The organism is Rhodoferax sp. RT5P35, from assembly GCF_056521385.1.
The window spans coordinates 119,307-142,819 of sequence record NZ_JBWMAX010000014.1 but is presented as its reverse complement, the minus strand read 5'-3'; the positions used below and the strand labels follow the sequence as shown (position 1 = coordinate 142,819).

At 57.3% G+C, this 23,513-nt stretch carries 25 protein-coding genes and 1 tRNA gene; 6 read left to right on the top strand and 20 right to left on the bottom strand.

The window, feature by feature from the left end:
* The 4 genes from AC097L_RS19890 to AC097L_RS19875 all read right to left on the bottom strand — a co-directional run.
* Positions 1-216: transposase (locus AC097L_RS19890; protein WP_479588446.1), on the bottom strand; the 216-nt coding region annotated here is incomplete at its 3' end.
* The gene (locus AC097L_RS19885; RefSeq protein WP_479588445.1) at positions 188-1,321 is read right to left on the bottom strand and encodes an integrase; all 1,134 of its coding nucleotides are present in this window, start codon (positions 1,319-1,321) and stop codon (positions 188-190) included. The genes AC097L_RS19885 and AC097L_RS19890, both read right to left, overlap by 29 nt.
* Before the next feature lie 157 nt (positions 1,322-1,478).
* Positions 1,479-1,555: transfer RNA gene (locus AC097L_RS19880), tRNA-Pro, on the bottom strand.
* 14 nt (positions 1,556-1,569) lie between these two features.
* The gene (locus AC097L_RS19875) at positions 1,570-2,499 is read right to left on the bottom strand and encodes a polyprenyl synthetase family protein (RefSeq protein WP_479588453.1); all 930 of its coding nucleotides are present in this window, start codon (positions 2,497-2,499) and stop codon (positions 1,570-1,572) included.
* A 201-nt stretch (positions 2,500-2,700) separates the two neighbouring features.
* On the opposite strand from AC097L_RS19875, the gene rplU reads away from it, so the two are divergent.
* The 4 genes from rplU (at position 2,701) to proB (ending at position 5,754) form a co-directional block, all read left to right on the top strand.
* The gene (gene rplU / locus AC097L_RS19870; protein ID WP_295960805.1) at positions 2,701-3,012 is read left to right on the top strand and encodes a 50S ribosomal protein L21; all 312 of its coding nucleotides are present in this window, start codon (positions 2,701-2,703) and stop codon (positions 3,010-3,012) included.
* A 12-nt stretch (positions 3,013-3,024) separates the two neighbouring features.
* Positions 3,025-3,285 carry a 50S ribosomal protein L27 gene (gene rpmA, locus AC097L_RS19865; protein ID WP_479588444.1) on the top strand — a complete coding sequence of 87 codons (261 nt, stop codon included), beginning with the start codon at positions 3,025-3,027 and terminating at the stop codon, positions 3,283-3,285.
* Positions 3,286-3,453: 168 nt separating this feature from the next.
* Positions 3,454-4,539 carry an Obg family GTPase CgtA gene (cgtA, locus tag AC097L_RS19860; RefSeq protein WP_479588443.1) on the top strand — a complete coding sequence of 362 codons (1,086 nt, stop codon included), beginning with the start codon at positions 3,454-3,456 and terminating at the stop codon, positions 4,537-4,539.
* 51 nt (positions 4,540-4,590) lie between these two features.
* Entirely contained in the window at positions 4,591-5,754 is a 1,164-nt protein-coding gene (gene proB, locus AC097L_RS19855; RefSeq protein ID WP_479588442.1) for a glutamate 5-kinase, read from the top strand.
* Positions 5,755-5,812: 58 nt separating this feature from the next.
* Here the strand turns inward: proB and AC097L_RS19850 are convergent, their stop codons facing one another.
* Positions 5,813-6,442: an RNA pyrophosphohydrolase gene (locus tag AC097L_RS19850; RefSeq protein ID WP_348006128.1), complete on the bottom strand. Its 630-nt coding sequence runs from the start codon at positions 6,440-6,442 to the stop codon at positions 5,813-5,815.
* A 104-nt stretch (positions 6,443-6,546) separates the two neighbouring features.
* Between AC097L_RS19850 and AC097L_RS19845 the strand changes: the two genes are divergently transcribed.
* Both AC097L_RS19845 and AC097L_RS19840 read left to right on the top strand, forming a co-directional pair.
* Entirely contained in the window at positions 6,547-8,304 is a 1,758-nt protein-coding gene (locus AC097L_RS19845; RefSeq protein WP_479588441.1) for a proline--tRNA ligase, read from the top strand.
* A gap of 40 nt (positions 8,305-8,344) precedes the next feature.
* Positions 8,345-8,938: a lytic transglycosylase domain-containing protein gene (locus AC097L_RS19840; RefSeq protein ID WP_479588452.1), complete on the top strand. Its 594-nt coding sequence runs from the start codon at positions 8,345-8,347 to the stop codon at positions 8,936-8,938.
* Positions 8,939-9,038: 100 nt separating this feature from the next.
* Here AC097L_RS19840 and AC097L_RS19835 read toward each other — a convergent pair whose 3' ends face one another.
* The 15 genes from AC097L_RS19835 to AC097L_RS19765 all read right to left on the bottom strand — a co-directional run bounded on the left by AC097L_RS19835 (position 9,039) and on the right by AC097L_RS19765 (position 23,512).
* On the bottom strand, positions 9,039-9,584 hold the full coding sequence (locus AC097L_RS19835) for an NUDIX hydrolase (protein WP_479588440.1): 546 nt from the start codon (positions 9,582-9,584) through the stop codon (positions 9,039-9,041).
* 5 nt (positions 9,585-9,589) lie between these two features.
* On the bottom strand, positions 9,590-10,285 hold the full coding sequence (locus AC097L_RS19830) for a fumarylacetoacetate hydrolase family protein (RefSeq protein WP_479588439.1): 696 nt from the start codon (positions 10,283-10,285) through the stop codon (positions 9,590-9,592).
* Positions 10,286-10,300: 15 nt separating this feature from the next.
* A complete protein-coding gene (gene tolA / locus AC097L_RS19825; protein ID WP_479588438.1) occupies positions 10,301-11,284 on the bottom strand; it encodes a cell envelope integrity protein TolA in 984 nt (327 codons plus the stop codon).
* A gap of 8 nt (positions 11,285-11,292) precedes the next feature.
* A complete protein-coding gene (gene tolR, locus AC097L_RS19820) occupies positions 11,293-11,712 on the bottom strand; it encodes a protein TolR (RefSeq protein WP_295960785.1) in 420 nt (139 codons plus the stop codon).
* Positions 11,713-11,715: 3 nt separating this feature from the next.
* The gene (gene tolQ / locus AC097L_RS19815; protein ID WP_479588437.1) at positions 11,716-12,435 is read right to left on the bottom strand and encodes a protein TolQ; all 720 of its coding nucleotides are present in this window, start codon (positions 12,433-12,435) and stop codon (positions 11,716-11,718) included.
* The gene (ybgC, locus tag AC097L_RS19810) at positions 12,432-12,833 is read right to left on the bottom strand and encodes a tol-pal system-associated acyl-CoA thioesterase (RefSeq protein ID WP_479588436.1); all 402 of its coding nucleotides are present in this window, start codon (positions 12,831-12,833) and stop codon (positions 12,432-12,434) included. Before ybgC ends, tolQ begins: the two co-directional genes overlap by 4 nt.
* Positions 12,826-14,022, bottom strand: a complete 1,197-nt coding sequence (locus AC097L_RS19805; protein ID WP_479588435.1) for a pyridoxal phosphate-dependent aminotransferase — start codon at positions 14,020-14,022, stop codon at positions 12,826-12,828. Before AC097L_RS19805 ends, ybgC begins: the two co-directional genes overlap by 8 nt.
* An 11-nt stretch (positions 14,023-14,033) precedes the next feature.
* Positions 14,034-14,594, bottom strand: coding sequence for a transcription antitermination factor NusB (gene nusB / locus AC097L_RS19800; RefSeq protein WP_479588434.1), 561 nt, complete (start codon positions 14,592-14,594; stop codon positions 14,034-14,036).
* Positions 14,591-15,067, bottom strand: a complete 477-nt coding sequence (gene ribH, locus AC097L_RS19795; protein ID WP_479588433.1) for a 6,7-dimethyl-8-ribityllumazine synthase — start codon at positions 15,065-15,067, stop codon at positions 14,591-14,593. The genes nusB and ribH overlap by 4 nt, the downstream gene beginning before the upstream one ends.
* Before the next feature lie 17 nt (positions 15,068-15,084).
* Positions 15,085-16,212, bottom strand: a complete 1,128-nt coding sequence (gene ribBA, locus AC097L_RS19790; RefSeq protein ID WP_479588432.1) for a bifunctional 3,4-dihydroxy-2-butanone-4-phosphate synthase/GTP cyclohydrolase II — start codon at positions 16,210-16,212, stop codon at positions 15,085-15,087.
* Between the two features lie 138 nt (positions 16,213-16,350).
* A complete protein-coding gene (ribD, locus tag AC097L_RS19785; protein WP_479588431.1) occupies positions 16,351-17,466 on the bottom strand; it encodes a bifunctional diaminohydroxyphosphoribosylaminopyrimidine deaminase/5-amino-6-(5-phosphoribosylamino)uracil reductase RibD in 1,116 nt (371 codons plus the stop codon).
* Entirely contained in the window at positions 17,466-18,062 is a 597-nt protein-coding gene (locus tag AC097L_RS19780; RefSeq protein ID WP_479588430.1) for a GspH/FimT family pseudopilin, read from the bottom strand. The genes ribD and AC097L_RS19780 overlap by 1 nt, the downstream gene beginning before the upstream one ends.
* A gap of 8 nt (positions 18,063-18,070) precedes the next feature.
* Complete coding sequence (locus AC097L_RS19775) at positions 18,071-18,580, bottom strand: type IV pilin protein (RefSeq protein ID WP_479588429.1); 510 nt, start codon at positions 18,578-18,580, stop codon at positions 18,071-18,073.
* A complete protein-coding gene (locus tag AC097L_RS19770; RefSeq protein WP_479588428.1) occupies positions 18,577-22,896 on the bottom strand; it encodes a pilus assembly protein in 4,320 nt (1,439 codons plus the stop codon). Before AC097L_RS19770 ends, AC097L_RS19775 begins: the two co-directional genes overlap by 4 nt.
* Before the next feature lie 10 nt (positions 22,897-22,906).
* Positions 22,907-23,512 (bottom strand): pilus assembly PilX family protein, encoded by a 606-nt coding sequence (locus AC097L_RS19765; RefSeq protein ID WP_479588427.1) that lies wholly within the window; start codon positions 23,510-23,512, stop codon positions 22,907-22,909.
* Position 23,513: the final 1 nt, after the last annotated feature.

Below are 23,513 nucleotides of genomic sequence, written 5' to 3'. Positions count from 1 at the left end.
CATGCGTTCGTGCTCGAACGTGGTGATGCCAACCCTGGCACCGGTATCGACTTCGTCGCGCTTGACCCATTCGTTCAGCGTCTGCGGCACACAGCCGATCTTGGGGGCGATGGATTCGATGGCTGCCCACAACGAGGGGTACTCGCCTCGGTGCTCCTGCACCATGCGCACGGCGCGCTCACGCACCTCAGGTGAAAACTTGTTCGACTTCTTCATGGCTCAATCCTCTCAGAGATTTGAGCCTCCTCAAAAACCGGGGCGGTTCAGTCTGTTCATCAAGGTCTACATTTGCCCAAGTCAATGACAGCGTTTCACCCCGACGTGCGCCAGTCATAAGCTGGAAATGCACGAAGGTTTCTAATAGCGGCACGTGTACTAGGGTGGCCTTGGCTTCGTCCATGTAGGACTGGCGAGCATCCTGCACGATTTTTTTGCGTCGGTAGGTGGTACCAGCTTGGTCAGAGGCTTCACGCTCGTTGGCCATAAGCTCTTCCAGGGGGCGAGCTAGCGACAGCTTTGCGTCCTCGGCACGAGCGGCAGCTAGCAACTGCTCTTCCTCGCTGTGTTTCAGTCGTCGGTCGCGCTCGTTAAAGTAACGTGGCCGCTTTACGCCGTCCATCGGTGATTTTGCGACCGGGATACGCCAGGTGTCTATTGCGATGCGGCATACAGCCGAGAAGATATCGAGTTCCCGGTCAACTGTTGCCTCTGCAACGGACTGGCAACGGTCATCAATGTAATCGTTGATGTCGTCCGGCATCAATTCGGCAAAGCGCTTGCGTATCCATTGGTTAGATGCAGACGGGGTACGAACGGCCTTGCCAGTGGTTTTGCGCGGTGTCCAGTTGCGTAGCTTCGAGTGTGGATTGGGATGCCCGGCCAGGACTTCGCCAAGGTCAAGACGGGACAGGCCGCTGTCTTCCAGTAATGCATTGATTTTGTAGCCCAGCACTTCAAAGCTCGCTTGGCGGGGTGCTTCTTCGCGCAGGTAGCGCGCCAGCAGGTCGCCAAAGGTGAATTTCCAGCCCTTGGTGTAGTCGATAAACAGGCCGCGACGACGCTCGGCTTCAATGCGCTGTTCCAGTTCGACAGCTTCTTCTTCACTTTCGACTGTCAAGTTCATGTCTGCATACCCGGCGGTTCGAAATCGCACCAGGTAAGCATCATTCAGGCGTGAGGCCTTGGGTTTGAACTTCTGAACCTTCAGTTCATCCACGTAGCCTTTAACGGCTTCTTGCGCATCGAAGGGGAAGGTGCGGGTAAGGTCGCCACGGTTGTGGACGGTGACTTTGAACCGGGAACGGTTCTCGATATAGGCCATATTTGCTCCATGCAGTGATGAAGCAAAGTTCAGCTATCGTTTTTATCTACGTTGCGCACCTGTACCGCGAGGGCGCGCTTTTTGGCACAGATTTGGCACAGATTTCTTAAAGTTGAATCTACCGACTTTGTTAAGTCGTTGATTTTAAAAAGAAATTTGGTCGGGGTGAGAGGATTCGAACCTCCGGTCTCTACGTCCCGAACGTAGCGCTTTACCTGACTAAGCTACACCCCGCGGGAAACATTCATTTAAGATCGGCGTTCCAATAATTGCGCGGCTAATTGTAGCAAGCCATCGGTATAAGCATTGGGCTGGAAGTACTTTGTGGCCTCTACCGCGCGCTGCGCTTCGGCGGCTGCGGCCTGGCGGGTTACATCAAGTGCACCGGTGCTTTTGACAATCGCAATGATCTCGTCCAGACGCTCGGTTTCACCGGTTTCAATGGCGCTGCGAATCAAGGCGCATTGTTCTGCGCTGCCGCGCTGCATGGCGGCGATCAGCGGCAGGGTGGCTTTGCCTTCGCGCAGATCGTCTCCCAGGTTTTTGCCCATTTCAGTGGCATCGCCGTCGTAGTCGAGCACATCGTCAATCACCTGAAAAGCCGTACCCAGTGCCTGGCCGTAGGCGGCACACGCTTCTTCGACCTCGGGCGAACTATGCGACAGGATGGCGGCCAGGCGGGCGCTGGCTTCGAACAACTTGGCGGTTTTGGAGCGGATCACGCGTAAGTAGGCGGCTTCATCAAGTGATGCGTCGTGCATGTTGACCAGTTGCATCACCTCGCCCTCGGCGATCACGTTGGTGGCATCGGCCAGAATTTGCATGATGCGCATGTCTTTGGCATCGACCATCATCTGGAAAGCGCGCGAATACAAGAAGTCGCCCACCAACACGCTGGCCGGGTTGCCAAAGGCCTCATTGGCGGTGGCACGGCCCCGGCGCAGGGTGGATTCGTCGACTACGTCATCGTGCAGCAGGGTGGCGGTGTGGATGAACTCCACCACAGCCGCCATATTGAAGCGCTGCGCATCGGTGTAGCCCAAAGCACCGCACATCAGCAGCAAAATTGCAGGTCGCAGGCGTTTACCGCCAGCAGAAATGATGTACTGCGATACGGTACCCACCAGAGGTACGCCAGAAGCCAGGCGTTGTGCAATGACAATATCGACCTCGCGCATGTCATCGGCAATGAGGGCGAGGGCGGCAGCGGTGCGGGAAGAGTTGACGGACAAAATAAAAAACGGTTAGTTACGCGATTATAAGAAGTTCGCAACTGTAAATTGCCCACCAAAGTAATGTGATTAGTGGTATGCGCCAGACAATGCTAGAATCCGAGGCTCTGTGGAAATCCGTCTGCAGATTTAGTGAAGAGGTCAAGTATGTACGCGGTCATAAAAACCGGAGGCAAACAGTATCGTGTTGCTTCTGGTGAAAAAATTAAAGTAGAACAGATTGCTGCGGACGTAGGCCAAGAGATTGTGTTTGATCAGGTTCTGGCAGTCGGCAACGGCAGCGAGATCAAGGTTGGCACGCCCTTGGTTTCCGGCGCAACGGTCACGGTCACGGTAGTGGCTCACGGCAAGCACGACAAAGTGGGCATTTTCAAAATGCGCCGTCGTAAGCACTACATGAAACGCCAAGGTCACCGCCAGCAGTTCACCGAACTGCAAATCGGCGTGATTGCAGCATAACGGGCACAGGTCATGGCACAGAAAAAAGGCGGCGGCTCTACGCGAAATGGACGCGACTCCAATCCCAAGATGCTGGGTGTGAAGAAGTTCGGCGGTGAACTGGTGAGCGCAGGCGCGATCATCGTTCGGCAACGTGGCACCAAGTTCCATCCCGGCACCAATGTTGGTATTGGCAAGGACCACACCTTGTTCGCTTTGGTGGCGGGCCATGTGTCCTTCGCTATCAAGGGTTCGATGAACAAGCACCAAGTCCTCATTACACCTGCGGCCTAAGCCCTGGTTAAATAGACCGCTTGGATCCCCCCGAAGCCCCGCCTCGTCGGGGCTTCGGTGTTTCAGGGACACCCAAGAGATTTCTGGAAATTTGATTTTGGACTTGCAGGCGATGCAGCTTGGGAATCAATTTTCGAGAGGACTCGCCATTTTGATATTGGAATCGGTATGAAATTCGTTGACGAAGCCTTCATTGACATCTCCGCAGGCGACGGCGGCGCAGGCTGCGTGTCGTTTCGTCACGAGAAATACAAGGAATTCGGCGGCCCCAACGGTGGCGACGGTGGCCGGGGCGGCCACGTGTTTGCGGTGGCGGACATTAACCTGAACACCCTGGTTGATTTCCGCTTTTCGCGCCGCCACGATGCCAAGCGCGGCGAGCACGGCATGGGCTCCGACATGTTCGGCGCTGCGGGCGACGACATCATTTTGAAAATGCCGGTCGGCACCATCATTTCCGATGCCGAAACCGGCGAGAAATTGTTTGAGCTGCTGGTCGAAGGCGAAGTCATCACCATCGCCAAAGGCGGCGACGGCGGTTTTGGCAATATGCGCTTCAAGAGCGCCGTGAACCGCGCGCCCCGCCAGAAAACCCCTGGTTGGCCCGGCGAAAAGCGCAGCCTGAAGCTGGAGCTGCGCGTGCTGGCCGACGTGGGCTTGCTGGGCATGCCCAACGCCGGTAAATCCACCTTCATCACCGCGATTTCCAATGCCCGCCCGCGGATTGCTGACTATCCGTTCACCACTCTGCACCCCAACCTGGGTGTGGTGCGTGTCGGCCCTGAACAAAGCTTTGTGGTGGCCGATTTGCCTGGTCTGATCGAAGGCGCTGCCGAAGGTGCGGGCCTGGGCCATCTGTTCTTGCGCCATCTGCAGCGCACCCGTTTGCTGCTGCACATTGTGGACATGGTGCCGTTTGACGACTCGGTGGACCCTGTAGCGCAGGCCAAGGCCATTGTGGGCGAGCTGAAGAAGTACGACGATGGTCTGTACAAGAAGCCGCGTTGGTTGGTGCTGAACAAGCTGGACATGGCCGAGAGCGACAAGCGTGCTGCTCTGGTTAAAGACTTTGTGAAGCGCTATAAGTTCAAGGGCCCGGTGTTCGAGATTTCGGCCCTGACCCGCGAGGGCTGCGAGCCGCTGGTGAAGGCGATTTACCAGCATGTCAAGGCGCAGCAACTGGCCGAGCAAACGCCGGTGGAAATCGACCCCCGGTTTGTGGTCATGCCGTCTGATACCGCCGCCGAAGAGTAACTCCTAAATTCATAGCTACTGGCGCAGGTTCCATATGCGCTACAGGCCTAAATGACATCTATTTTTGCTTCAACGGTATTGCGGGATGCCCGGCGCATCGTGGTCAAGGTGGGCTCCAGCCTGGTCACCAACGAAGGCCGGGGGTTGGACGAGCAGGCGATTGGCGAATGGTGTCGCCAGCTCGCGGTGTTGGTCAAAGGCCTGGAGAACGCGGGCCAGCCGGTGCGCCCGCGCGAAGTCATCATGGTCTCCAGCGGGGCCATTGCCGAGGGCATGAAGCGCCTGGGTTGGACCACCCGGCCCCGCGCTGTGCATGAGCTGCAGGCGGCGGCGGCGGTGGGCCAGATGGGCCTGGCACAGATGTACGAAACCAAGCTGCGCGAAAACGGCCTGGGCAGTGCCCAGGTGCTGCTGACCCATGCCGATCTGGCCGACCGGGAGCGCTACCTCAACGCCCGCTCCACCTTGCTGACCCTGCTGCAGCACGGCGTGGTGCCGGTCATCAACGAGAACGACACCGTCGTTAACGACGAAATAAAGTTTGGCGACAACGACACCCTGGGCGCGCTGGTGGCCAACCTGGTCGAAGCCGACGCACTGGTGATCCTGACCGACCAAAAAGGCCTGTTCACCGCCGACCCGCGCAAGGACACCACCGCCACCTTCGTCCACGAAGCCCATGCCGGTGACCCGGCGCTGGAAGCCATGGCCGGCGGTGCGGGCTCCAGCCTGGGGCGCGGCGGCATGATCACCAAGATTCTGGCGGCCAAACGGGCTGCCGGTTCGGGTGCGTCCACCGTGATCGCCTGGGGCCGCGAGCCCGACGCGCTGGTGCGCCTGTCGCGCGGCGAAGCCATTGGCACCTTGCTGGTGGCGCAAACCCAGAAAACCCAGGCCCGCAAACAGTGGATGGCCGACCACCTGCAGATGCGCGGCGCGGTAACAGTGGATGCCGGTGCCGCCGCCAAGGTGCGCGATGGCGGCAAGAGCCTGCTGCCCATCGGCATGACGCAGGTCGAGGGCGACTTTTCGCGTGGCGACGTGATCGCCATTTTGGGCGCTGACGGCATGGCGATTGGCCGGGGTCTGGCCAACTACGCCAGTGCCGAGGCGCGCTTGATTTGCCGCAAGCCCTCAAGCGAAATCGAGAGCCTGCTAGGCTACGTGGCCGAAGCCGAGATGGTGCACCGCGACAACCTGGTGCTGTCGCGGTAAGCCTTGATGTAGAACAACTTCCATTGCTTGGGTTGCTTTGCACCCGACTCCATGAAAGTCAGGGAACTGCCGGGTGGCTGAGTTGCGGGTCCGGATCAAACGTGGCACCCGGTGGCAGCTCAAAATGCGCGCCTTGCGCCTCTTCAAAACACCCGTCGGGGTGCTCCCCGTCACGGCCCCGCATGTTGCTGCGTAAAAAGCGGTTGCGGTAGTCGCAGCGCGGCAGAAAGCGCGACAACTCGGTCAGCGCCATCTCGTACACGCCGCGCTTGAATTCCACCACCACGTCCAGCGGCACCCAGTAGTCGTTCCAACGCCAGGCATCGAACTCCGGGTGGGTGGTAGCGCGCAGATTCAGATCCCAGTCGTGGCCGACCAGTTGCAGTAAATACCAGATTTGTTTCTGGCCTTTGTAGTGGCCGCGTGCATCCCGGCGGATGAAGCGGTCCGGCACCTCGTAGCGCAACCAGTCACGGGTGCGGGCCACAACGCGTACATGCTCAGGATGTAGACCTACTTCCTCGTGCAGTTCACGGAACATGGCCTGCTCGGGGGTTTCACCCCGGTCAATGCCACCTTGCGGAAACTGCCAAGAATGGGTCCGTATGCGTTTGCCCCAAAATACCTGATTTCTCTGGTTGAGCAGGATGATGCCGACGTTAGGCCTAAAGCCTTCGCGGTCAAGCATAATCAAACCCCAATTTTTAAACTGTATCCATTATGCACAGCGATGCCTGTGTATCAAGCGATGCAGCCTGTTTTTCCTGACCCCACTAGCCCTGAAACTCGCCCATGAAAGCCTCCCAGTTCCTCATTTCCACGCTCAAAGAAGCGCCATCCGATGCCGAGGTGGTCAGCCACCAGCTCATGACGCGGGCGGGCATGGTCAAAAAACTGGGCGCTGGCATCTATAGCTACATGCCCATGGGCCTGCGGGTGATCCGCAAGGTCGAGGCCATCGTGCGTGAAGAAATGAACCGCGCCGGTGCCATCGAGGTTTCGATGCCCGTGGTGCAGCCCGCCGAGCTGTGGCAGGAGACCGGCCGCTTCGAGAAGATGGGCCCCGAAATGCTGCGCTTCAAGGACCGCCACGAACGTGACTACGTGGTACAGCCCACTAGCGAAGAAGTGGTCACTGACATCGCCCGGCAAGAATTCCGCAGCTACAAGCAGTTGCCGAAAAACCTGTACCAGATCCAGACCAAGTTCCGTGACGAGCGCCGCCCCCGATTCGGCCTGATGCGGGGCCGTGAATTCACCATGAAGGATGCCTACAGCTTCGACCGCGACCAAGATGCCGCCAAAGCCAGCTACCAGAACATGGCGCAGGCCTACCGCAAGATTTTTGACCGCTTCGGCCTGACCTACCGCGCGGTGGCCGCCGACAGCGGCGCGATTGGTGGCGACCTGAGCGAAGAGTTCCAGGTGATTGCCTCCACCGGCGAAGACGCCATCGTCTACTGCCCCACCAGCGACTACGCCGCCAACATGGAAAAGGCCGAAGCCCTGTCCCCCCAGACTGCGCGCCCCGACCCCAGCCAGGCCCTGGCCAAGACCTCCACGCCCGACAAGAGCACCTGCGCTGCCGTGGCCGAGTACCTAAGCCTGCCGCTGAAGAATTCCGTCAAGTCGCTGGTGCTGGCCACTGAGCAGCTTGACGACCATGGCGCGGTGGTCAAAGTGCAGGTGTGGCTGCTGCTGCTGCGCGGCGACCATTCCATGAACGAGATCAAGGTCGCCAAAGTGCCCGGCCTGGGCGACGGCTTCCGCTTTGCCTCCATCCCCGAGATCGACGCGCACTTTGGCTGCCTGCCCGGCTACCTGGGTCCGCTGCACACCCAACTGCCCATCAAGCTGGTGGTGGACCGCGAAGTGGCCGTGATGGCCGACTGGGTCTGCGGTGCCAACGAAGCCGACTACCACTACACCGGCGTGAACTGGGGCCGCGACCTGCCCGAGCCCGACGCGATAGCTGACCTGCGCAACATCGTCGAAGGCGATCCTTCGCCCGACGGCAAGGGCGTGCTGGCGATCGAGCGCGGCATTGAAATCGGCCATGTGTTCTACCTGGGCACCAAGTACAGCCAGGCCATGAACGCCAGCTTTCTGGACGTGAACGGCAAACCCCAGTTCATGGAAATGGGCTGCTACGGCATCGGCATTACCCGCCTGCCTGCCGCGGCCATCGAGCAAAACCACGACGCGCGCGGCATCATCTGGCCCGACGCGCTGGCCCCGTTCACCGTGGTGGTCTGCCCCATCAGCCCCGACCGCAGCCCCGACGTGAAGGCCGCTGCCGACACGCTGTACGCACAATTGCTGGCCGCGGGTGTGGACGTGATCCTGGACGACCGTGGCGAGCGCCCCGGTGCCATGTTTGCCGACTGGGAGCTGATCGGTGTGCCGCACCGCATCACCGTGGGCGACAAGGGACTGAAAGACGGCCAGGTCGAATACCAGCACCGCCGCGATGCCGCCGCCACCAAGGTAGCCGTGGCCGAGGTGTTTGCGTTTGTACAAGCGCGGCTGACACCCGCCGCTGGAGCCTGAACTTTTGGACGCGCGTAGAATTTCACGAAGAAATGCGGTTCTGCGGGCGTGTGGCCTGCTTGGAGTGCTATCAAAAGTGGAGCTATCGTACGCCGGGGGGCAGGTAGAAGAACCCCTGGCCGATGCCGTGCGCGGGGCTTTGAGCTCGGCGGTGCATAACGCTGCGCCGCCCGTGCCGGAGTTCGCCAGCACCGAAGCCCGCTTGGCCTACCTGCGCTGGCTGGCCGCCATGAGCGACCGGTTGCGGTCCAAAAAGCCCGATTGGGCGGTGCGTAGGGAATTCCTGGAAACCGTCTGGTACGAAACCCACCGTGCCGGCCTGGACCCGGCCCTGGTGTTGGGCCTGATCCAGGTGGAAAGCAACTTTCGCAAATTTGCCGTGAGCAGCGTGGGCGCGCGTGGCTACACCCAGGTGATGCCGTTCTGGACACGGGTGCTGGGCGATGGCGATCCGGGCAAGCTGTTCCACATGCAGACCAACCTGCGCTTTGGCTGCGTCATCTTGCGCCACTACCTGGACCGCGAGGGCGGTGACGTGTTCATGGGCCTGGGCCGCTACAACGGCTCGCGGGGCAAAGCGCCGTACCCCGGTGCGGTACTGGCCGCGCGCAAGAACTGGCTCCTCACCGCTTAACCGGATGACCCGACCGGCCTGCCCCTGATCATTTACAAGCTTTTTAGGCCTATGGCGCTTATTCCATAAGCGCTATGTGCTATTAAAATAATAGCGTAGGTTAGACCAGGCTTTCGTGGTGTAAACCGAACTGTCCGGCCCGGCGGTCGGCAAAGTAGTATTTCAAGGTTTGCGAAACGGTGCGAAAGGCAATTTCGTCCCAGGGGATTTCGGCCTCGGTGAACAGCCGGGCCTCTATCGTTTCAAAACCGGGGTCGAACACCTCGCTGAGCAGCTTGGCGCGGTAGTACAGGTGCACCTGGCCCACGTGGATGACGCTCATCACGCTGAACAGTTCTTGCATTTCAAACTGCGCACCGGCTTCTTCCACTGTCTCGCGGGCCGCGCCGTCAGCCGTGCTTTCGCCCAGCTCCATAAAGCCTGCGGGTAGGGTCCATTTGCCGAAGCGCGGCTCGATGTTGCGCTTGCACAGCAGCACTTTGTCTCCCCAGTGCGGCACGGTGCCTACGACGTTGAGCGGGTTCTCGTAATGCACAGCGTGGCAGGCGGGGCACACCGCCCGCAGCTTGGTGTCGCCGTCGTCGGGCACGCGGTACACCACGGCCGCGCCGCAGTCCTTGCAGAATTTAATGGGGCTGCGGTGCATGGTACTTAGACCATGCGGATGGAGAGCGATTCCAGCCCGGCCACGCTGCCCGCCAGTAGGTCACCGCGCACCACCGCGCCCACACCCTCGGGCGTGCCCGAGTAAATAAGGTCGCCGGGTTGCAGTTCCCAGGCGGCAGACAGGTGTTCGATGGTTTCGGCAATGCTCCAGATCAGTTGGGTCACGGTGCTGCGTTGGCGCTCCTGGCCGTTGACCTGTAAGGCAATCTCGGCTTGCTCCACCCCACCGGCCTGGGCTGCCGGCGTGATGGGGCCAATCGGGGCGGACTGCTCAAAGCCCTTGCCGATGCACCAGGGGCGACCCTGCTTTTTCATCTCGTTTTGCAGGTCACGGCGGGTCATGTCCAGGCCCACGGCGTAGCCGTAGATGTGCTGGTGCGCATCGGCAGCCGCGATGTTTTTGCCGCCTTTGCCGATGGCCACGACCAGCTCCACCTCGTGGTGCAGGTTGCCAGTCAGCGTGGGGTAGGCCATGGAGCCGGTTTGCCCGGCCTCGACGGCCACCACGGCATCGGCGGGTTTCATGAAGAAAAACGGTGCCTCACGCCCGGTAAAACCCATTTCCTTGGCGTGCTCGGCGTAGTTGCGGCCCACGCAGTAGATGCGGTGCACGGGGAAGCGGGCACGCTGGCCGACGACGGGGATGGAGACGGTAGCGGGGGGCGTAACAACGTAGTCCATGGATTTCCTGGCGGGTTAGTCTTTGGGGCGGAAAGTGAGAATCATCGGCGATGGCACCCGACCATCGGTGTCACGCGGCATAGTTTCGGTTTTGTCGATGGCCTTGAGCACCGCATCGTCCCAGGCCTTGTTGCCGCTGGACTTGACCAGCTTGCGGCTAAGAATGGTGCCATCGGAGGCCGAGCGCACTTCGACTTCGGCTGCAGGGTTGCCGTCAAAGGTATCGGTGGAGACGATGTTGGGCTTGACCTTGGCGCTGACCCGGCCACCGTAGCCGCTGGACGGTGACGATGACTGCAGCGCACTGCCGGTGGCGTTGGCTCCGCCGGTGGCCCCGGCCATACCTGCCATGCGTTTCAGGTTGTCGGCGCGTTGCGCTGCCAGGGCTTTGGCATCGGCCTGGGCGTTGGCTTTTTCGGCGGCGGCCTTCGCTGCATCCTTCGCGTCCTGGGTGGCTTGGGCCTTTTTGTCCAGCGCGTCCTGCCTGTCCTGGGCGGCTTTTTTGTCTTTCAGGCGTTTGTCTTCAGTGCGTTTTTTATCGGCTTCTTCAGCGGCTTTTTCCTCGGCTTTTTGCGCTTTCAGGGCTTTTTCTTTGTCGAGCTTGTCGCGCTTGGCTTTATCCGCTTTGTCTTGCTGCGCCTGCTCCAGCTTTTCGGCCTCGCGCTGCTTCTTGGCGCGTTCCAGGGCGATGTCAGCATCTTTCACATCGGGCGCGGGTGGGGGCGGCTGGACCTTGGCCACGGGCGGGGGCTGCGGTGTGGGGCGCGGTGTTTCAACCGGCGGCGGCGGGGGCACATCGACCGCCTTAGGCGCCGCCATTTGCACCGAGGAGGACCAGAGTTCGGCCTCTACCGTGGCGCTCTCGGTCTGCTTCCACTGCACGTTGATGACCAGGGCTACCAGCAGCAGCGCGTGGGCCAGCAGGGCCAGGCCCAGCGCCCGCACCATGCCGGGGGGCTGGGGGGGCGTGAGGTTGAGCGTGTCCTGGGCGGCGTGCATGGCGGAATTTATTTGCCGAGCTGGACCGACAGGCCCACGCGCTGTATGCCGGCGCGCTGCAAGGTGTCCATGACCTTCACTACCGACTCGTATTTGACGTTGCGGTCGGCGCTGATGACCACGGGCACGCTGGCATCGCCGTCCTGCGCGGTTTTTACGGCGCTGGCGACATCGCTTTTACCCAGCTTGGTGGTTTTGCTTTTTTGGGTGAGCTCCAGCGATTCGTCTTTGGCGATGACGATCTGGATCACCCGGTCGGGTTGCTTGCCCGCCTTGCCCACGCTGGGCAGATCGACCACGCTGGGGGTGATCATGGGCGCGGTGACCATGAAGATGATCAGCAGCACCAGCATCACGTCGATGAAGGGCACCATGTTGATCTCGTTGATGGTGCGCCGTCCGCGCCCCCGTGACACCATGCTGGCCATGGCTTATCTTCCCGCTGGCATCGCAGGCGCGGCAGGCGACTGGGCCGCCACGTTGCGCTGCAGGATGTTGGAGAATTCTTCCATGAAGGTCTCCAGTCGGATGGCGGTGCGGTCGATTTCGCGGGCAAACCGGTTGTAGGCGACCACGGCCGGAATGGCCGAGAACAGGCCAATGGCCGTAGCTACCAGTGCCTCGGCGATGCCGGGGGCCACGGTGGCCAGGGTCACTTGCTGCATGCTGGCCAGTCCCGTGAAGGCGTGCATGATGCCCCAGACCGTGCCAAACAGGCCTACATAAGGCGACACCGAGCCGACAGAGGCCAGGAAGGACAGGCTGGATTCGATCACGTCCATCTCGCGCTGGTAGCTGGCACGCATGGCGCGGCGGGCACCGTCCATCAGGGTACCGGGGTCGGCAATGCGGCGCTCGCGCAGTTTTTGGTATTCGCGCATGCCGCTGGCAAAAATGCGCTCCATTGGGCCGGCATCTTGTCCGTTTTGGGCGTTGCGGGCGGCGTTGTTGAACAGGTCGTTCAGGCTGGTGCCCGACCAGAAGTCGCGTTCGAAGCTTTCGTTGTGCGCCTGGACCTTGCGCAGCGCAAACAGCTTGCGAAAAATCGCCGCCCAGCTGGAGATGGACACCACTACCAGCAGCAGCATCACCAGTTGCACCACGATGCTGGCGTTCAGCACCATGGTCCAGATCGACAGGTCTTGGGTCATTGCAAAATTTCTAAAAGAGGGGCCGGGATGCGGTCGGATTTGAGGGTGTCGTAGCGCACCCAGCATAGGCGAATGCTGCCCTGGCACAGTACGGTGTCACCCAAAATGGCTTGCTGTGTGATTGTGAGTGTGGATCGGCCGATTTGTTCCAACCGGGCTGTCACCATCAGTTGGTCGTCCAGCCGGGCCGAGCGCAGGTATTTCACCGTCGTCTCGGCCACCACAAACATGCCACCGCTGGTTTCCTTCAACGTGCTTTGGTGGATGCCCAGGGAGCGCAACCATTCGGTGCGGGCACGTTCAAAGAACTTCAGGTAGTTGGCGTAGAAGACGATGCCACCGGCATCGGTGTCTTCCCAATAGACGCGGACGGGGTGGGTGAAGGTGGTGTCAATCATGGGGTCCATTCAACATGTCGCGCAGGCGGGCGATGGCGGTGTGCAGGTTGTCCATCGAGCTGGCGGTGGAAAAGCGCAGGAACTTGTGGGTGTCGGCGGTGCCGAAATCGCGACCCGGGGTCACGGCCACGTGGGCGCGGTGCATGATTTCATAGGCCAGGTCCCAGCTATCTTTGAGTCCCAGTTTGCTACAAATTAAAGAGCAGTCAGCCCAGGCATAGAATGCGCCATCGGGCATTTCAGGCACTAAAAATCCAAGTTCGTTCAGGGCCGGGATGAAGTAGTCGCGCCGGGCTTTGAATTCGGCGCGGCGGCGTTCAAATTCAGTGATGCTGGCCTCTTCAAAGCAGGCCATGGCCGCATGCTGGGCGATAGTGCTGGGGCAGATGAACAGGTTTTGCGCAATGCGCTCCACCACCGGCACCAGCGCCTCGGGCACCACCAGCCAGCCCAGCCGCCAGCCGGTCATGTGGAAGTATTTGCTGAAGCTGTTGATGCTGATGATCTGGTCATCAATAGCTAACGCAGTCTGGCCAAAGCGGTCGTCATGGCTCAGGCCCAGGTAGATCTCGTCCACCAGGGTGATGCCGCCGTGCCATTGCACCACGCTGTGGATGTCGCGCAGCACGGCCGGGTCGATGGAGGTGCCGGTGGGGTTGGAGGGCGATGCCAGCAGCACGCCTCGGGTCTTGTCGGTCCAAGCCGCGGCCACCATGTCGGCGCTGAGTTGGTAGCGGTCGGCAGCGGTGGTGGGCAGCAGTACCGCCTTGCCATCGGCCGCAGACACAAAATGCCGGTTGCAGGGGTAGCTGGGGTCGGGCATCAGTATCTCGTCGCCCGCGTCGATCAGCGCCAAGCAGGCGAGTTGCAGTGCGGCCGAGGCCCCTGCGGTCACCACGATGCGGCTGGCGGGCACTTCTATGCCAAAGCGGTTGGCATACCAAGTGCTGATGCGTTCGCGCAGGGCCAGCAGGCCGGTGGCCTGGGTATATTGGGTGGTGCCGTCGTGGATGGCTTGCACTGCAGCGGCTTGCACCAGCGGCGGGGCGGTGAAGTCGGGCTCGCCGATGTTCAGAAACACCATGGGCCGGTCGGTGTGGGCGACCTTTTGGGCCAGCTCGGACGCGGCCTTGGCCACCTCCATCACGTAAAACGGCTCGATGGCCTGTGCGCGCCGGGAAATCCGCATGCGGTAGTCCCTTATTTTGCGGAGGGGATGGGGTTTTTACCTGCCTTGTCGGCCTGCACTTCGGCGGCGCGCAGGCTGGGGGCCAGGCCGTTCAAGATGCCGTTGACGTATTTGTGGCCGTCGGTGCCGCCAAACTCTTTGGCCAGCTCGATGCACTCATTCAGCACCACGCGCCAGGGCACGTCCAGGCAGTTGCGCATCTCGTACACGCCGATCCACATGACAGAGCGCTCGACGGGGGAGATTTCTTCCAGCTTGCGGTCCAGCAGGGGAACGATTAACGCGTCCAGCTCGGCCGATTGCTCTATGCAGCCGTGCAGCAGTGCGTCATAGTGCACCGAGTCGGCCTTGTGGAAGCCGGCCAGGTCGCGGGTGAAGTGGTCGATGGACTCGGCATCGTTGCGGCCCACCAGGTGCTGGTAAAGCGCCTGCAGGGCAAATTCGCGGGCGCGGCTGCGGTCGGACTTGGCGGCGGCTTTGCGCACGCCGGTGTCGGTCAGGCCGCTGCGGGACTGGCGTGGGCGCTTGGGTGTGGAGGTGCTGGGAACGTTGGGGGTGTCGGGGTTGGTCATGCCAATTGCTCTAGTAGATTGGCCATTTCCACCGCGACGCGGGCAGCGTCTGTGCCCTTGTCGGTTTGGCGGGCCACGGCTTGCGCCAGGTTTTCGGTGGTGATGATGGCGTTGGCAATCGGGATCTGGTAGTCCAGCCCGATGCGGGTCACGGCGCTGCCGGATTCGTTGGCCACCAGCTCAAAGTGGTAGGTTTCGCCGCGGATGATGCAGCCCAGGGCCACCATCGCGTCAAATTGCTCGGTTTCGGCCAGGGCCTGCAGGGCCAGCGGCACCTCTAAGGCGCCGGGCACTTGCACGTGCTGGATGTTGTTGGCCTGCACGCCCAACGTGGCCAGCTCGGCCTTGCAGGCATCGGCCAGGGCGTTGGTGATGCTCTCGTTGAAGCGCGCCTGCACGATGGCGATGCGCAGCTTGCTGCCGTCCATGCGCGGGTCTTTGTGGGCTAGTGCGCCTTGGTCTGCGTCCTGCATAGGGTTTCCTTGGGTTCTTATTGAGGCGACAGGTAGCCAACGGTTTCCAGCCCGTAACCGGTCAAGCCGGGGCTGCGGCGCGGGCTGCCCATGAGCTGCATTTTGTGCACACCGCAAGCCAGCAGAATCTGCGCGCCGATGCCGTAGGTGCGCAGGTCCATCTGGCCGCGCTCGGGGGCCTGGGCGGGGCGGGCGGTGCCATCAAACTGGGCCAGCAGGTCGGCGGCGCTTTCACCGCAGTTCAGCAGAACAGCCACGCCCTGGCCCTGGGCAGCAATGTGGCGCAGGCTGGCATCCAGGCTCCAGGAGTGCAGGCTGCGGTTGACTTCCAACACGTCCAGCACCGACAGGGGTTCGTGCACGCGGGCAGGCACGGTGTCTTCGGGCTGCCAACTGCCTTTGACCAGCGCAAGGTGCACGCCCTGGCTGGGCTTGTCGCGGAAGGCGTGGGCGGTGAAGCTGCCAAAAGCGGTTTCGATCTGGCGGCTGCCCATTTTTTCGATCAGCGACTCGTTGCGGCTGCGGTACGCGATCAGGTCGGCGATGGTGCCGATCTTCAGGCCGTGTTGGGCGGCAAAGATTTGCAGATCCGGCAAGCGGGCCATGGTGCCGTCGTCGTTCATCACTTCGCAGATCACCGATGCAGGGCTGCAACCGGCCATCACCGACAGGTCGCAACCGGCTTCCGTATGGCCGGCGCGCATCAACACGCCGCCGTCTACCGCCTGCAATGGGAAGATGTGGCCGGGCTGTACCAGGTCGGCAGCGGTGGCGTTGGGGGCCACGGCGGCCTGCACGGTGCGGGCGCGGTCGGCGGCGGAAATGCCGGTGGTGACACCCTCGGCGGCTTCGATGGAGACGGTAAATGCCGTGGCGTGCTTAGCCCCGTTGCGGGCCACCATGGGCGGCAGCTGCAGGCGTTCGCACATTTTGCGCGACAAGGTCAGGCAGATCAGGCCGCGGGCGTGGCGGGCCATGAAATTGATGGCCTCTGGCGTGATGTGGTCGGCGGCGATGACCAGATCGCCTTCGTTTTCGCGGTCTTCTTCATCGACCAAAATCACAATACGGCCTGCGCGCATATCGGCCACGATGTCTTCTACGGGGGAAATGGATACCGGCTGGAGGGGGGAGGGCGATGTCATAAGGTGCAATTTTGAAAACCGTAGCGTCAGAGGATGCGCTGCGTCTGCACACAGCGCGGATGCGTGGGCAGCACGGTACAAAACCGATCATTATCGTCGCAATTGTCCGCGGCCTGGCCTGGCCGGGTTGAGGGTACGTCAGAACTGGTCGCGGCCGGGGATGCGTGCGGTGATGCGGATATCCGGGCCGACCATACCGACCGAGGTGAATTGCAGTGCTACGGCATCCGACAGGTTGGTCAGCGGCAGCAAGCGGGCCATATCGAGGCCAGGGCCGACCAGTTTGGGGGCCATGTAAACCAAAAATTCGTCCACCAGGCCGGCCTGTATCAGCGCCCCGTTGAGGGTGTGGCCGGCTTCTACATGCACTTCGTTGATCTCGCGCCGGGCCAGCTCTTGGAGCATGGCGGTCAGATCCACCCGGCCTGCCGCATCCGGTAAGTACAGCACGGTAGCGCCTGCCACCTCCAAGGCATGTTTTTTAGCATCATTTTGGCTGCTAGCGCAGATGTAGACTGCGCGACCAGCTATAAAAATAGGTGCATCAGGGGGAGTATCTAATCGGCTATCGACCACCACCAGATGCGGTTGCCGAGGGGTCTCGACCAGCCGGGCATCCAGAGTGGGCCGGTCTTTCAGCACGGTGCCAATGCCGGTCAACACGGCGCAGGCACGCGCACGGGATGCGTGCCCGTCGGCACGGGCAGCGGGGGAGGTGATCCAATGGCTGTCACCGTTGGCCAAGGCGGTACGGCCATCCAATGAGGCGGCGATTTTCATGCGCACCCAAGGTGTTTTACGCACCATGCGGCTGAAGAAGCCGAGGTTGAGCTCACGCGCTTCGGCGGCACCGGGGCCGACTTCGACTTCAATCCCGGCCGCGCGCAGTCGGGCAAAACCATTGCCCGCGACCAGGGGGTTGGGGTCGGCTATCGATGCGACGACTCTGCAGATCCCTGCCGCTATCAGCGCATCGCAGCAGGGGCCTGTGCGTCCGTGGTGGGAGCAGGGCTCCAGGGTTACGTAGGCGGTGGCACCTTGGGTGCTGTGGCCTTTGGCTGCGGCATCGCGTAGGGCCATGACTTCGGCGTGGGGGCTACCTACGCGTTGGGTGTGGCCAGTGCCGATGATATTACCGTCTACATCAGTAAGCACACACCCCACACTAGGATTGGGTGGCGCCCTCTTTAGGGCTTTGTGGGCAAGCTCTATAGCCAGTAAGATGAAATGGTTTGAGTGCAGCTCGTAGTCCATTAGCCACCAGATGCCGTTAACAAGCAGGTTGGATCAGTAGCCGTCACTGGCTTGCAGGTGCGGACGCGGCCTGTTGCGGCAATTTTGATTCTTCTGGTTTGGTCTAATGTCAATGTACTGCTCACATCATTGCGCACTAATTGCAATGTCAGCGCTGCAAATCCGGCGTTTAATTTTTGGGTGGAGTAACCCGAAGCGTCAAACATGATGTACGGCGCAGTACCTGTACCGTCCGCACTCCCATTTCCAGTTACTGTGATGTAGCTTGGCATAGGCCCTTGGGTCAATATAATTTTATCGACGCTGGCATCAAAGACTTGGCTTCGGTTGGTATCAATAAAAACGACCCAACCCTTGCTCCAGTCAGTGCCATTGCCTGTTGGCACGATCATGGCATACATGCCACGCTTCATGGCTTCACCCCGAGCTGCATTGATTGCTGCAAAAAGGGTATTTGTGGCGGAGGTCAATTCGGAGTTGCGTTTGTACGCAACCATGCTAGGCGTTGCTACGACCAGCAAAACGGCAAGAATCGCCATTGTTGCCATCAATTCAATCAAGGTAAAACCCCACGCTAACCGGCGGGGCGTTTTCATGTCTAAGTTCATGGCCAGCAAAGACTCGGGTTGCTTGTGCTGGCGGTACCCGTGCAGTCTTTTACGCCGGTGCTGGTCATTCGTAGCACATCTACAAGCGGGTCCGGCTTTACGGGTGTAGCTACCACGCGAACGCATTCCGCAATAGACAGCGTGGTGTTGCCAGATGGGCAAGCATCGGCCGTCAATGTATACGCACCGGTAGCAGATGAGTCACCCGAAAAAGTTTTAAACGGCACTGACGATGCCGTAACGCCTCCGCATGCCGTTGATGGTGTGGGTGCACTCGCAGTAGCTACACCGCTGGCGATAGTGAAACCTAGGTAGCAGTTTCGCTGTGTCATGTAACGCTCTTGCTGCTGTAGCAGTTCTGCCAATGCCGTGCGCGCTTGTGCACGCTTGCCTTTCAAAATGGAGGCAGTGTAAGCTGGATAGGCGATCGCTCCCAAGATGGATATAACGGCTACCACAATCATTAACTCAATCAGAGTAAAGCCATTTTGGTGTCGGATTTTCATGGTTTATTTTTTAGGTCGAGGTAGTTATTGATTTGACGCCAACTTAAGCGCCCGCTAGCTACTACAACACTTGTAGATGTTGTGGTGCCAGGACCTTTTGTGCCGCTTTGCGTACTCGTTATAACCTTAGTTGTCTGCCTGCGACCAGTAGTGGCGCTGTTCGTACTTTGAGTAGCGGTATCCAATGAAAGCACGATGCTTTCACCCAATAATCCTACAGTTGAAACCACTGATGTACCGCTACCCGTCTCAATATTTAAGTAGTAAGAATTTCCACTTCCATCTGCAGTTGTACAAGACGCTGTGGACCCTGCAGCGGCTGGAATAAGGCTGGAAAAGCTCAAGGCGCTGCCTGACAACGATCCATTACTGACTTCGCGTTCACCTAAGGTTGGAAAGTCGAAGTACCAGCCCGAACGTTGTGTCGCATCTGTACTGCTGGCCGCACGCCCCCAAGTAAATGCAGGTACTGTAACAATGCCAGTGGACGAATTTGCTGTCCCGGCCTGCAGGCGACTGCGATCGGTAATGATGCTATTTGCTCCAGAACTGTCCGCTGTAGTTGTGCCGTTATCAAAAACTGCATAAACCGAATTTTGTACGGTTGATAGTTTGTCGCTAGACTCGAGATATTTTCCAGTGCCAAATACAATATAGTAGGTATTTAATCCATTTACGAGTGGGCCGGATTTAATAGACGGTGCCATGGAAATGGGTTGAACAATATTTGCAGAGGTTTTTGCGATATAAAGTGGTATTGGTGCATTGGTGATGCCATTTTTATAAGGAGAGAGTTTTGCCATATTCCAATTGGCCGCACCATATTGTGAAAAATCTAATTTCCAAAGTTTTCCATGTAGATCGCCCAAGAATATTTGTGCTAATTCACCTGAGGATCCATATGTGACTCTAAAATTAATGAGACCGGTAGCATTAAGTGTGCTTAATGTGCTATCCACAGGGATGGAGATTTTATAATAATTTGTTGAGTCCCATGCCGCTCCAGCCGGTTTGTCTAATGCCAATAAGAAAAGCGCAGGATTTCCAGTGGCGCTATAAAGTCCATTTTCTGGAACATAGTTATTTACTCCACTTGCGACTAATGCAAACCAGCGGTACGTTGCCGTCGTAGCGTTGAGTGCGCTAGTACGCAGACGCATAATTTGAGGCTGACCTACTACATAGCCCATATCAGCATCATCTGCCCGCGTAAATTCCCACATTACTTTGCTGGCCGTAAAAGCGGTAGGATCTGTTACGTCTAATGCAAATACGCCAGAGCCTCCAGCTCCGGTGCCAGATACCAACACAGTTTTCCAGTCTGACGCTGTTCCGGCAAACCCTACTTCCGCTTCTGCCACAACTGGAGTGCTATCCACATAGCTCTGGTGACTTGTGTTGTATGTGGTGCTGGTCAAGGCGGCTAACTTTGATGTCATCCAACTCGGTATGTAAGCAAATAATTCATCCCCAGAAGTGGCATTAAACGAGTGCAGCATTCCATCATTCGCGCCAACAAATACAGCCGCTGTGCGATTTTTATTGCTGGAATAAAAACCTGGGTATGTGCTGCTGTAAGCAATACCTGTGGTGGGCGTTCCTGAGTATGTAATACCAGAATTTATGATGTCGCCAAGTAGTTTAGTGCGCGGGCGAAAAAGAGTATTTTCATTGGTTTTGTCGCCACGGAGGTAGTTAAGCCGAGCCTGTCCATTGCTGTCAGCAGTACTGCTTGGTGTAACTTTCGCTAAGGCGGTTTTTATGGCAGTACTCAGAGAATTATTCCATAAAAAATCATTGGCAACAGGGCTGCTAGTTGCACCAGAATTACCAATAACAATATTACGTAATGTTACAGGAGTGCTCATTGCCGACAATCGGGTGGCGGCCGTCCACGATGCAGAGCTGCTTATTGAAATAGCATTTGAGGAATTTATAGTGATGGGGTATGCAAAAACATCTCCGCTCCAATCGGATGTATCAAAAGAACCTTGGTACACATAGCTGCCAGCGGATGTAACTGTTTTAGAGGCTACCGCACTTCCTGCAATATTTTTTGATACGGTAGTAGCACGGTTAAAAATGTCTTCAAATGCGCTTAAAACTCCACGGGCACCACTTTGCAAGTAATAAGTTCCTGCCTCCCCTGGGGTGTTGGGGTTTTGCCAAACATTGTTATTATTGGTCCCATCTTGCTGTTTGAATGGATTTCCATAAGTGTTGTATGGCTTACTGTTGGCTGAAGTAGATTCAAAGCCTCCATATTTTGATGCCATAAAAAATTGATTGTTGTTCTGCCGGTAACTAGCATTGTTGGATGCGCCGTACTCATTTACATCAAAAAGAAATGTTTTAATTCGAAGCCCAGGGCGTTGCAGGCTAACTCCGTTAGTCCATCCAGCTCCTCTAATATCATGGGTATGCGCCCAATAAGCGGAGCCAATTATTTGATTTGATGGAGTGCCACCATTTGAAGTGTTAGGATTGCCTGTAACACGAGTGGCATTTTGTCCATCAATATAATTTGTAGAGGTGTTGCTCTCGAAATTCTTAACAATATTAAGCCATCCCGTGATATCTGGAATATTATTGCTTGCGTTGGGCGTAGGGATGTTTGAACCATCATGGGTATTTACGTCACCAACGACCACAATATTGCTTTTTTGGCATGAGTAGTCTGCTGTATTGGAGCGACCATTACCATAAGGATCTACCCATGTTGTTGCAACCGGAAATCCATCGTACATTGCCGATGTGATATTGCTTACAGCTGCAGTACTCGGTGGCAGGCCTTGTAGATAGCGAAGAGTTTCGTAATGTAACTCGCCAACAGGGTCGTATATTTTGTACCGTCCTGCAACAGGTCCAGTTCTTCCAAATTTATTTAAATAATTGACTACGCCACTAATATTTGGCGTTTGAGTAGTATCGCCATCAGGATTGGTTGAAAAAACACCGGTTGTGCTATCCCATTCTGCGTTGGGGTTTCCTGTAGTGGGAGTGTTGTCTTGACCATTAATATCAAATGTTTTGGCTCCAACAAATTTCATAGGAGCGCGTAAAACGCCACCGTATCGACTTTGGGTTTGATCTAGCAGATAACCGAAGGCCGCCAAACGGAGTTGGTCACTGTATTTTTGGATAGATCCGGTCGGTTTGTAATTGCCACTCGGGTACTTTGTACATAGTCCGTTACCATTAACATAATTCCGCACATCTAAAAGTGTGCCAGAGCTATCCATGTCGCATACTTTTACGCGGGCATAAAAGAAACCATCTGAATTTAATGTTCCTCCGGATGGTTTCCATGTTCCAGTGTAGCTTCGTGTGTAGCAGTTCTTTGCAGTTCCATTGTACGGATCTCCAAATACTCCATTGGAGCAACTTACTCCATTTGATGCAGGCGCAACTGCCCACTTTTGGCCTGCTCCATACCAAACCTCTTTTATGCCAGAAAATGAGCATGTGTTATTCTCTGATGCACACGAAGCGCTTGCATCAGTAGGCAATGTTTGAGATTTAATAACAATAGGTCCTATGCTTGCAGTTGGTCCACCCAGGTTATAGGCACTCGTGTTTCCACATCCACCTGTACTATTGGTTCCAAAATATATTTGATTAAGAGTATTGGCAACCCAAATGTCACTGCCACTGGCTGCTGTAATCATTAATGTTGGTACTGCCCCAAAATATTTTCCGTCCGCGCCTTTGGGAAGTTGTTTTGCAGGAAAATTACTGCTATTCCACATGCAGATGGGATCCCCATTTGGAATCATGGCACGTTGCAAAATGGTAAGAGATGCCGTGTCAATATAGCGATCGCCACCAGATAGGGCAACTCTTAGCATGTCAATTGCAGAGTTAGATGACCAATTTAGAAAATTTCCACTAAACGCGTTTGTACACATACGATTAGTTGCTGCGCCACTGCGGTCAAAGCGCTTGTAATCACTTGCCGTGAGCCCCGTTGCTGGTGTTTCAGCAGGTGCATCGTTATATGTATAGCAACTTTCAGCATCGTAATATCCCAAGTACTCGTTGGTGTTGGAGTAGTTCGTGTCTAAATACTGTGCGCCTACTGTGGGATACTCTACAGATAATGCCAGTGCGATAATGGGCTTGTCGGAAGTGGATGTGGCATAAAGGGGGTTGCTTGACAAATTAATTGCAGGGATCAGTGGTGCTACAGCTGCTTTAACTGTGGCAATAGTGATGAACGCAACGATGGTTATGGATATCAGTAGAACCCATCGAAGATTTATTATTTTCATTTTTTCTAAAAATAAAAAGTAATGTTTTGATTTAATATTTTTCATATTATATGCATCAGTAGCGGTATATTGTCTGCAGCACGGCTTGAATATCATCGCGTGGTCCAAAACCCATTGCAGTAACTCGATAAATATAGGTTGTGGTGTTTGATGTAATGTCACGCTCGGGATCTGGTATAGGCTCAATGATGTACCGCGGTGGTTTGGAGGGCTGCACTCCTAATCCACCTGCCATAAATATACGATTGGTATATTGACCGAATAATGTAGTGCGTGATGTGCTACTGGTGTCGGTGAAGTCCACCGTTAACCATGCTGGTTTACCGGTGCTTACTAAAGTACATAAACCAACGCTGATGCCGCTATTGCCACATCCTGCAACAAAACTGGATATATCGTTAGAGTTTTTAAATATGCTGCGTCGGGTAGATGCGGTGGGGCCATATATATCAAACTCTGCATCAATGAGGGCGGCTTCGGCTGCTTGCCATGCTATTTGCATGTCTCGGTCATTGCGTGCGCCGCGCTCACTCATGGTCGCAATTTGTATCCCTGCAATACCTAGTAGGGACACGACTGTGAGCACCATCATTACAACGATGAGTGAAGCACCATGTTGCAGAGGTGCGGGTGTAGAGGCCGCATGGTTTGGATATGTCATC

What these genes read in the sequence shown, in the direction of transcription:
- ybgC (WP_479588436.1), bottom strand. Translation starts at nt 12,833, where the DNA reads ATGATTGACACCACCTTCACCCACCCCGTCCGCGTCTATTGGGAAGAC.
- ribD (WP_479588431.1), bottom strand. Translation starts at nt 17,466, where the DNA reads ATGGACTACGAGCTGCACTCAAACCATTTCATCTTACTGGCTATAGAG.
- AC097L_RS19805 (WP_479588435.1), bottom strand. Translation starts at nt 14,022, where the DNA reads ATGCGGATTTCCCGGCGCGCACAGGCCATCGAGCCGTTTTACGTGATG.
- AC097L_RS19780 (WP_479588430.1), bottom strand. Translation starts at nt 18,062, where the DNA reads ATGAAAACGCCCCGCCGGTTAGCGTGGGGTTTTACCTTGATTGAATTG.
- AC097L_RS19885 (WP_479588445.1), bottom strand. Translation starts at nt 1,321, where the DNA reads ATGGCCTATATCGAGAACCGTTCCCGGTTCAAAGTCACCGTCCACAAC.
- AC097L_RS19830 (WP_479588439.1), bottom strand. Translation starts at nt 10,285, where the DNA reads ATGGACTACGTTGTTACGCCCCCCGCTACCGTCTCCATCCCCGTCGTC.
- nusB (WP_479588434.1), bottom strand. Translation starts at nt 14,594, where the DNA reads ATGACCAACCCCGACACCCCCAACGTTCCCAGCACCTCCACACCCAAG.
- tolR (WP_295960785.1), bottom strand. Translation starts at nt 11,712, where the DNA reads ATGGCCAGCATGGTGTCACGGGGGCGCGGACGGCGCACCATCAACGAG.
- cgtA (WP_479588443.1), top strand. Translation starts at nt 3,454, where the DNA reads ATGAAATTCGTTGACGAAGCCTTCATTGACATCTCCGCAGGCGACGGC.
- AC097L_RS19875 (WP_479588453.1), bottom strand. Translation starts at nt 2,499, where the DNA reads ATGCGCGAGGTCGATATTGTCATTGCACAACGCCTGGCTTCTGGCGTA.
- AC097L_RS19850 (WP_348006128.1), bottom strand. Translation starts at nt 6,442, where the DNA reads ATGCTTGACCGCGAAGGCTTTAGGCCTAACGTCGGCATCATCCTGCTC.
- rplU (WP_295960805.1), top strand. Translation starts at nt 2,701, where the DNA reads ATGTACGCGGTCATAAAAACCGGAGGCAAACAGTATCGTGTTGCTTCT.
- AC097L_RS19835 (WP_479588440.1), bottom strand. Translation starts at nt 9,584, where the DNA reads ATGCACCGCAGCCCCATTAAATTCTGCAAGGACTGCGGCGCGGCCGTG.
- ribH (WP_479588433.1), bottom strand. Translation starts at nt 15,067, where the DNA reads ATGCAGGACGCAGACCAAGGCGCACTAGCCCACAAAGACCCGCGCATG.
- ribBA (WP_479588432.1), bottom strand. Translation starts at nt 16,212, where the DNA reads ATGACATCGCCCTCCCCCCTCCAGCCGGTATCCATTTCCCCCGTAGAA.
- AC097L_RS19845 (WP_479588441.1), top strand. Translation starts at nt 6,547, where the DNA reads ATGAAAGCCTCCCAGTTCCTCATTTCCACGCTCAAAGAAGCGCCATCC.
- proB (WP_479588442.1), top strand. Translation starts at nt 4,591, where the DNA reads ATGACATCTATTTTTGCTTCAACGGTATTGCGGGATGCCCGGCGCATC.
- AC097L_RS19770 (WP_479588428.1), bottom strand. Translation starts at nt 22,896, where the DNA reads ATGAAAAATATTAAATCAAAACATTACTTTTTATTTTTAGAAAAAATG.
- AC097L_RS19775 (WP_479588429.1), bottom strand. Translation starts at nt 18,580, where the DNA reads ATGAAAATCCGACACCAAAATGGCTTTACTCTGATTGAGTTAATGATT.
- tolQ (WP_479588437.1), bottom strand. Translation starts at nt 12,435, where the DNA reads ATGACCCAAGACCTGTCGATCTGGACCATGGTGCTGAACGCCAGCATC.
- AC097L_RS19765 (WP_479588427.1), bottom strand. Translation starts at nt 23,512, where the DNA reads ATGACATATCCAAACCATGCGGCCTCTACACCCGCACCTCTGCAACAT.
- tolA (WP_479588438.1), bottom strand. Translation starts at nt 11,284, where the DNA reads ATGCACGCCGCCCAGGACACGCTCAACCTCACGCCCCCCCAGCCCCCC.
- rpmA (WP_479588444.1), top strand. Translation starts at nt 3,025, where the DNA reads ATGGCACAGAAAAAAGGCGGCGGCTCTACGCGAAATGGACGCGACTCC.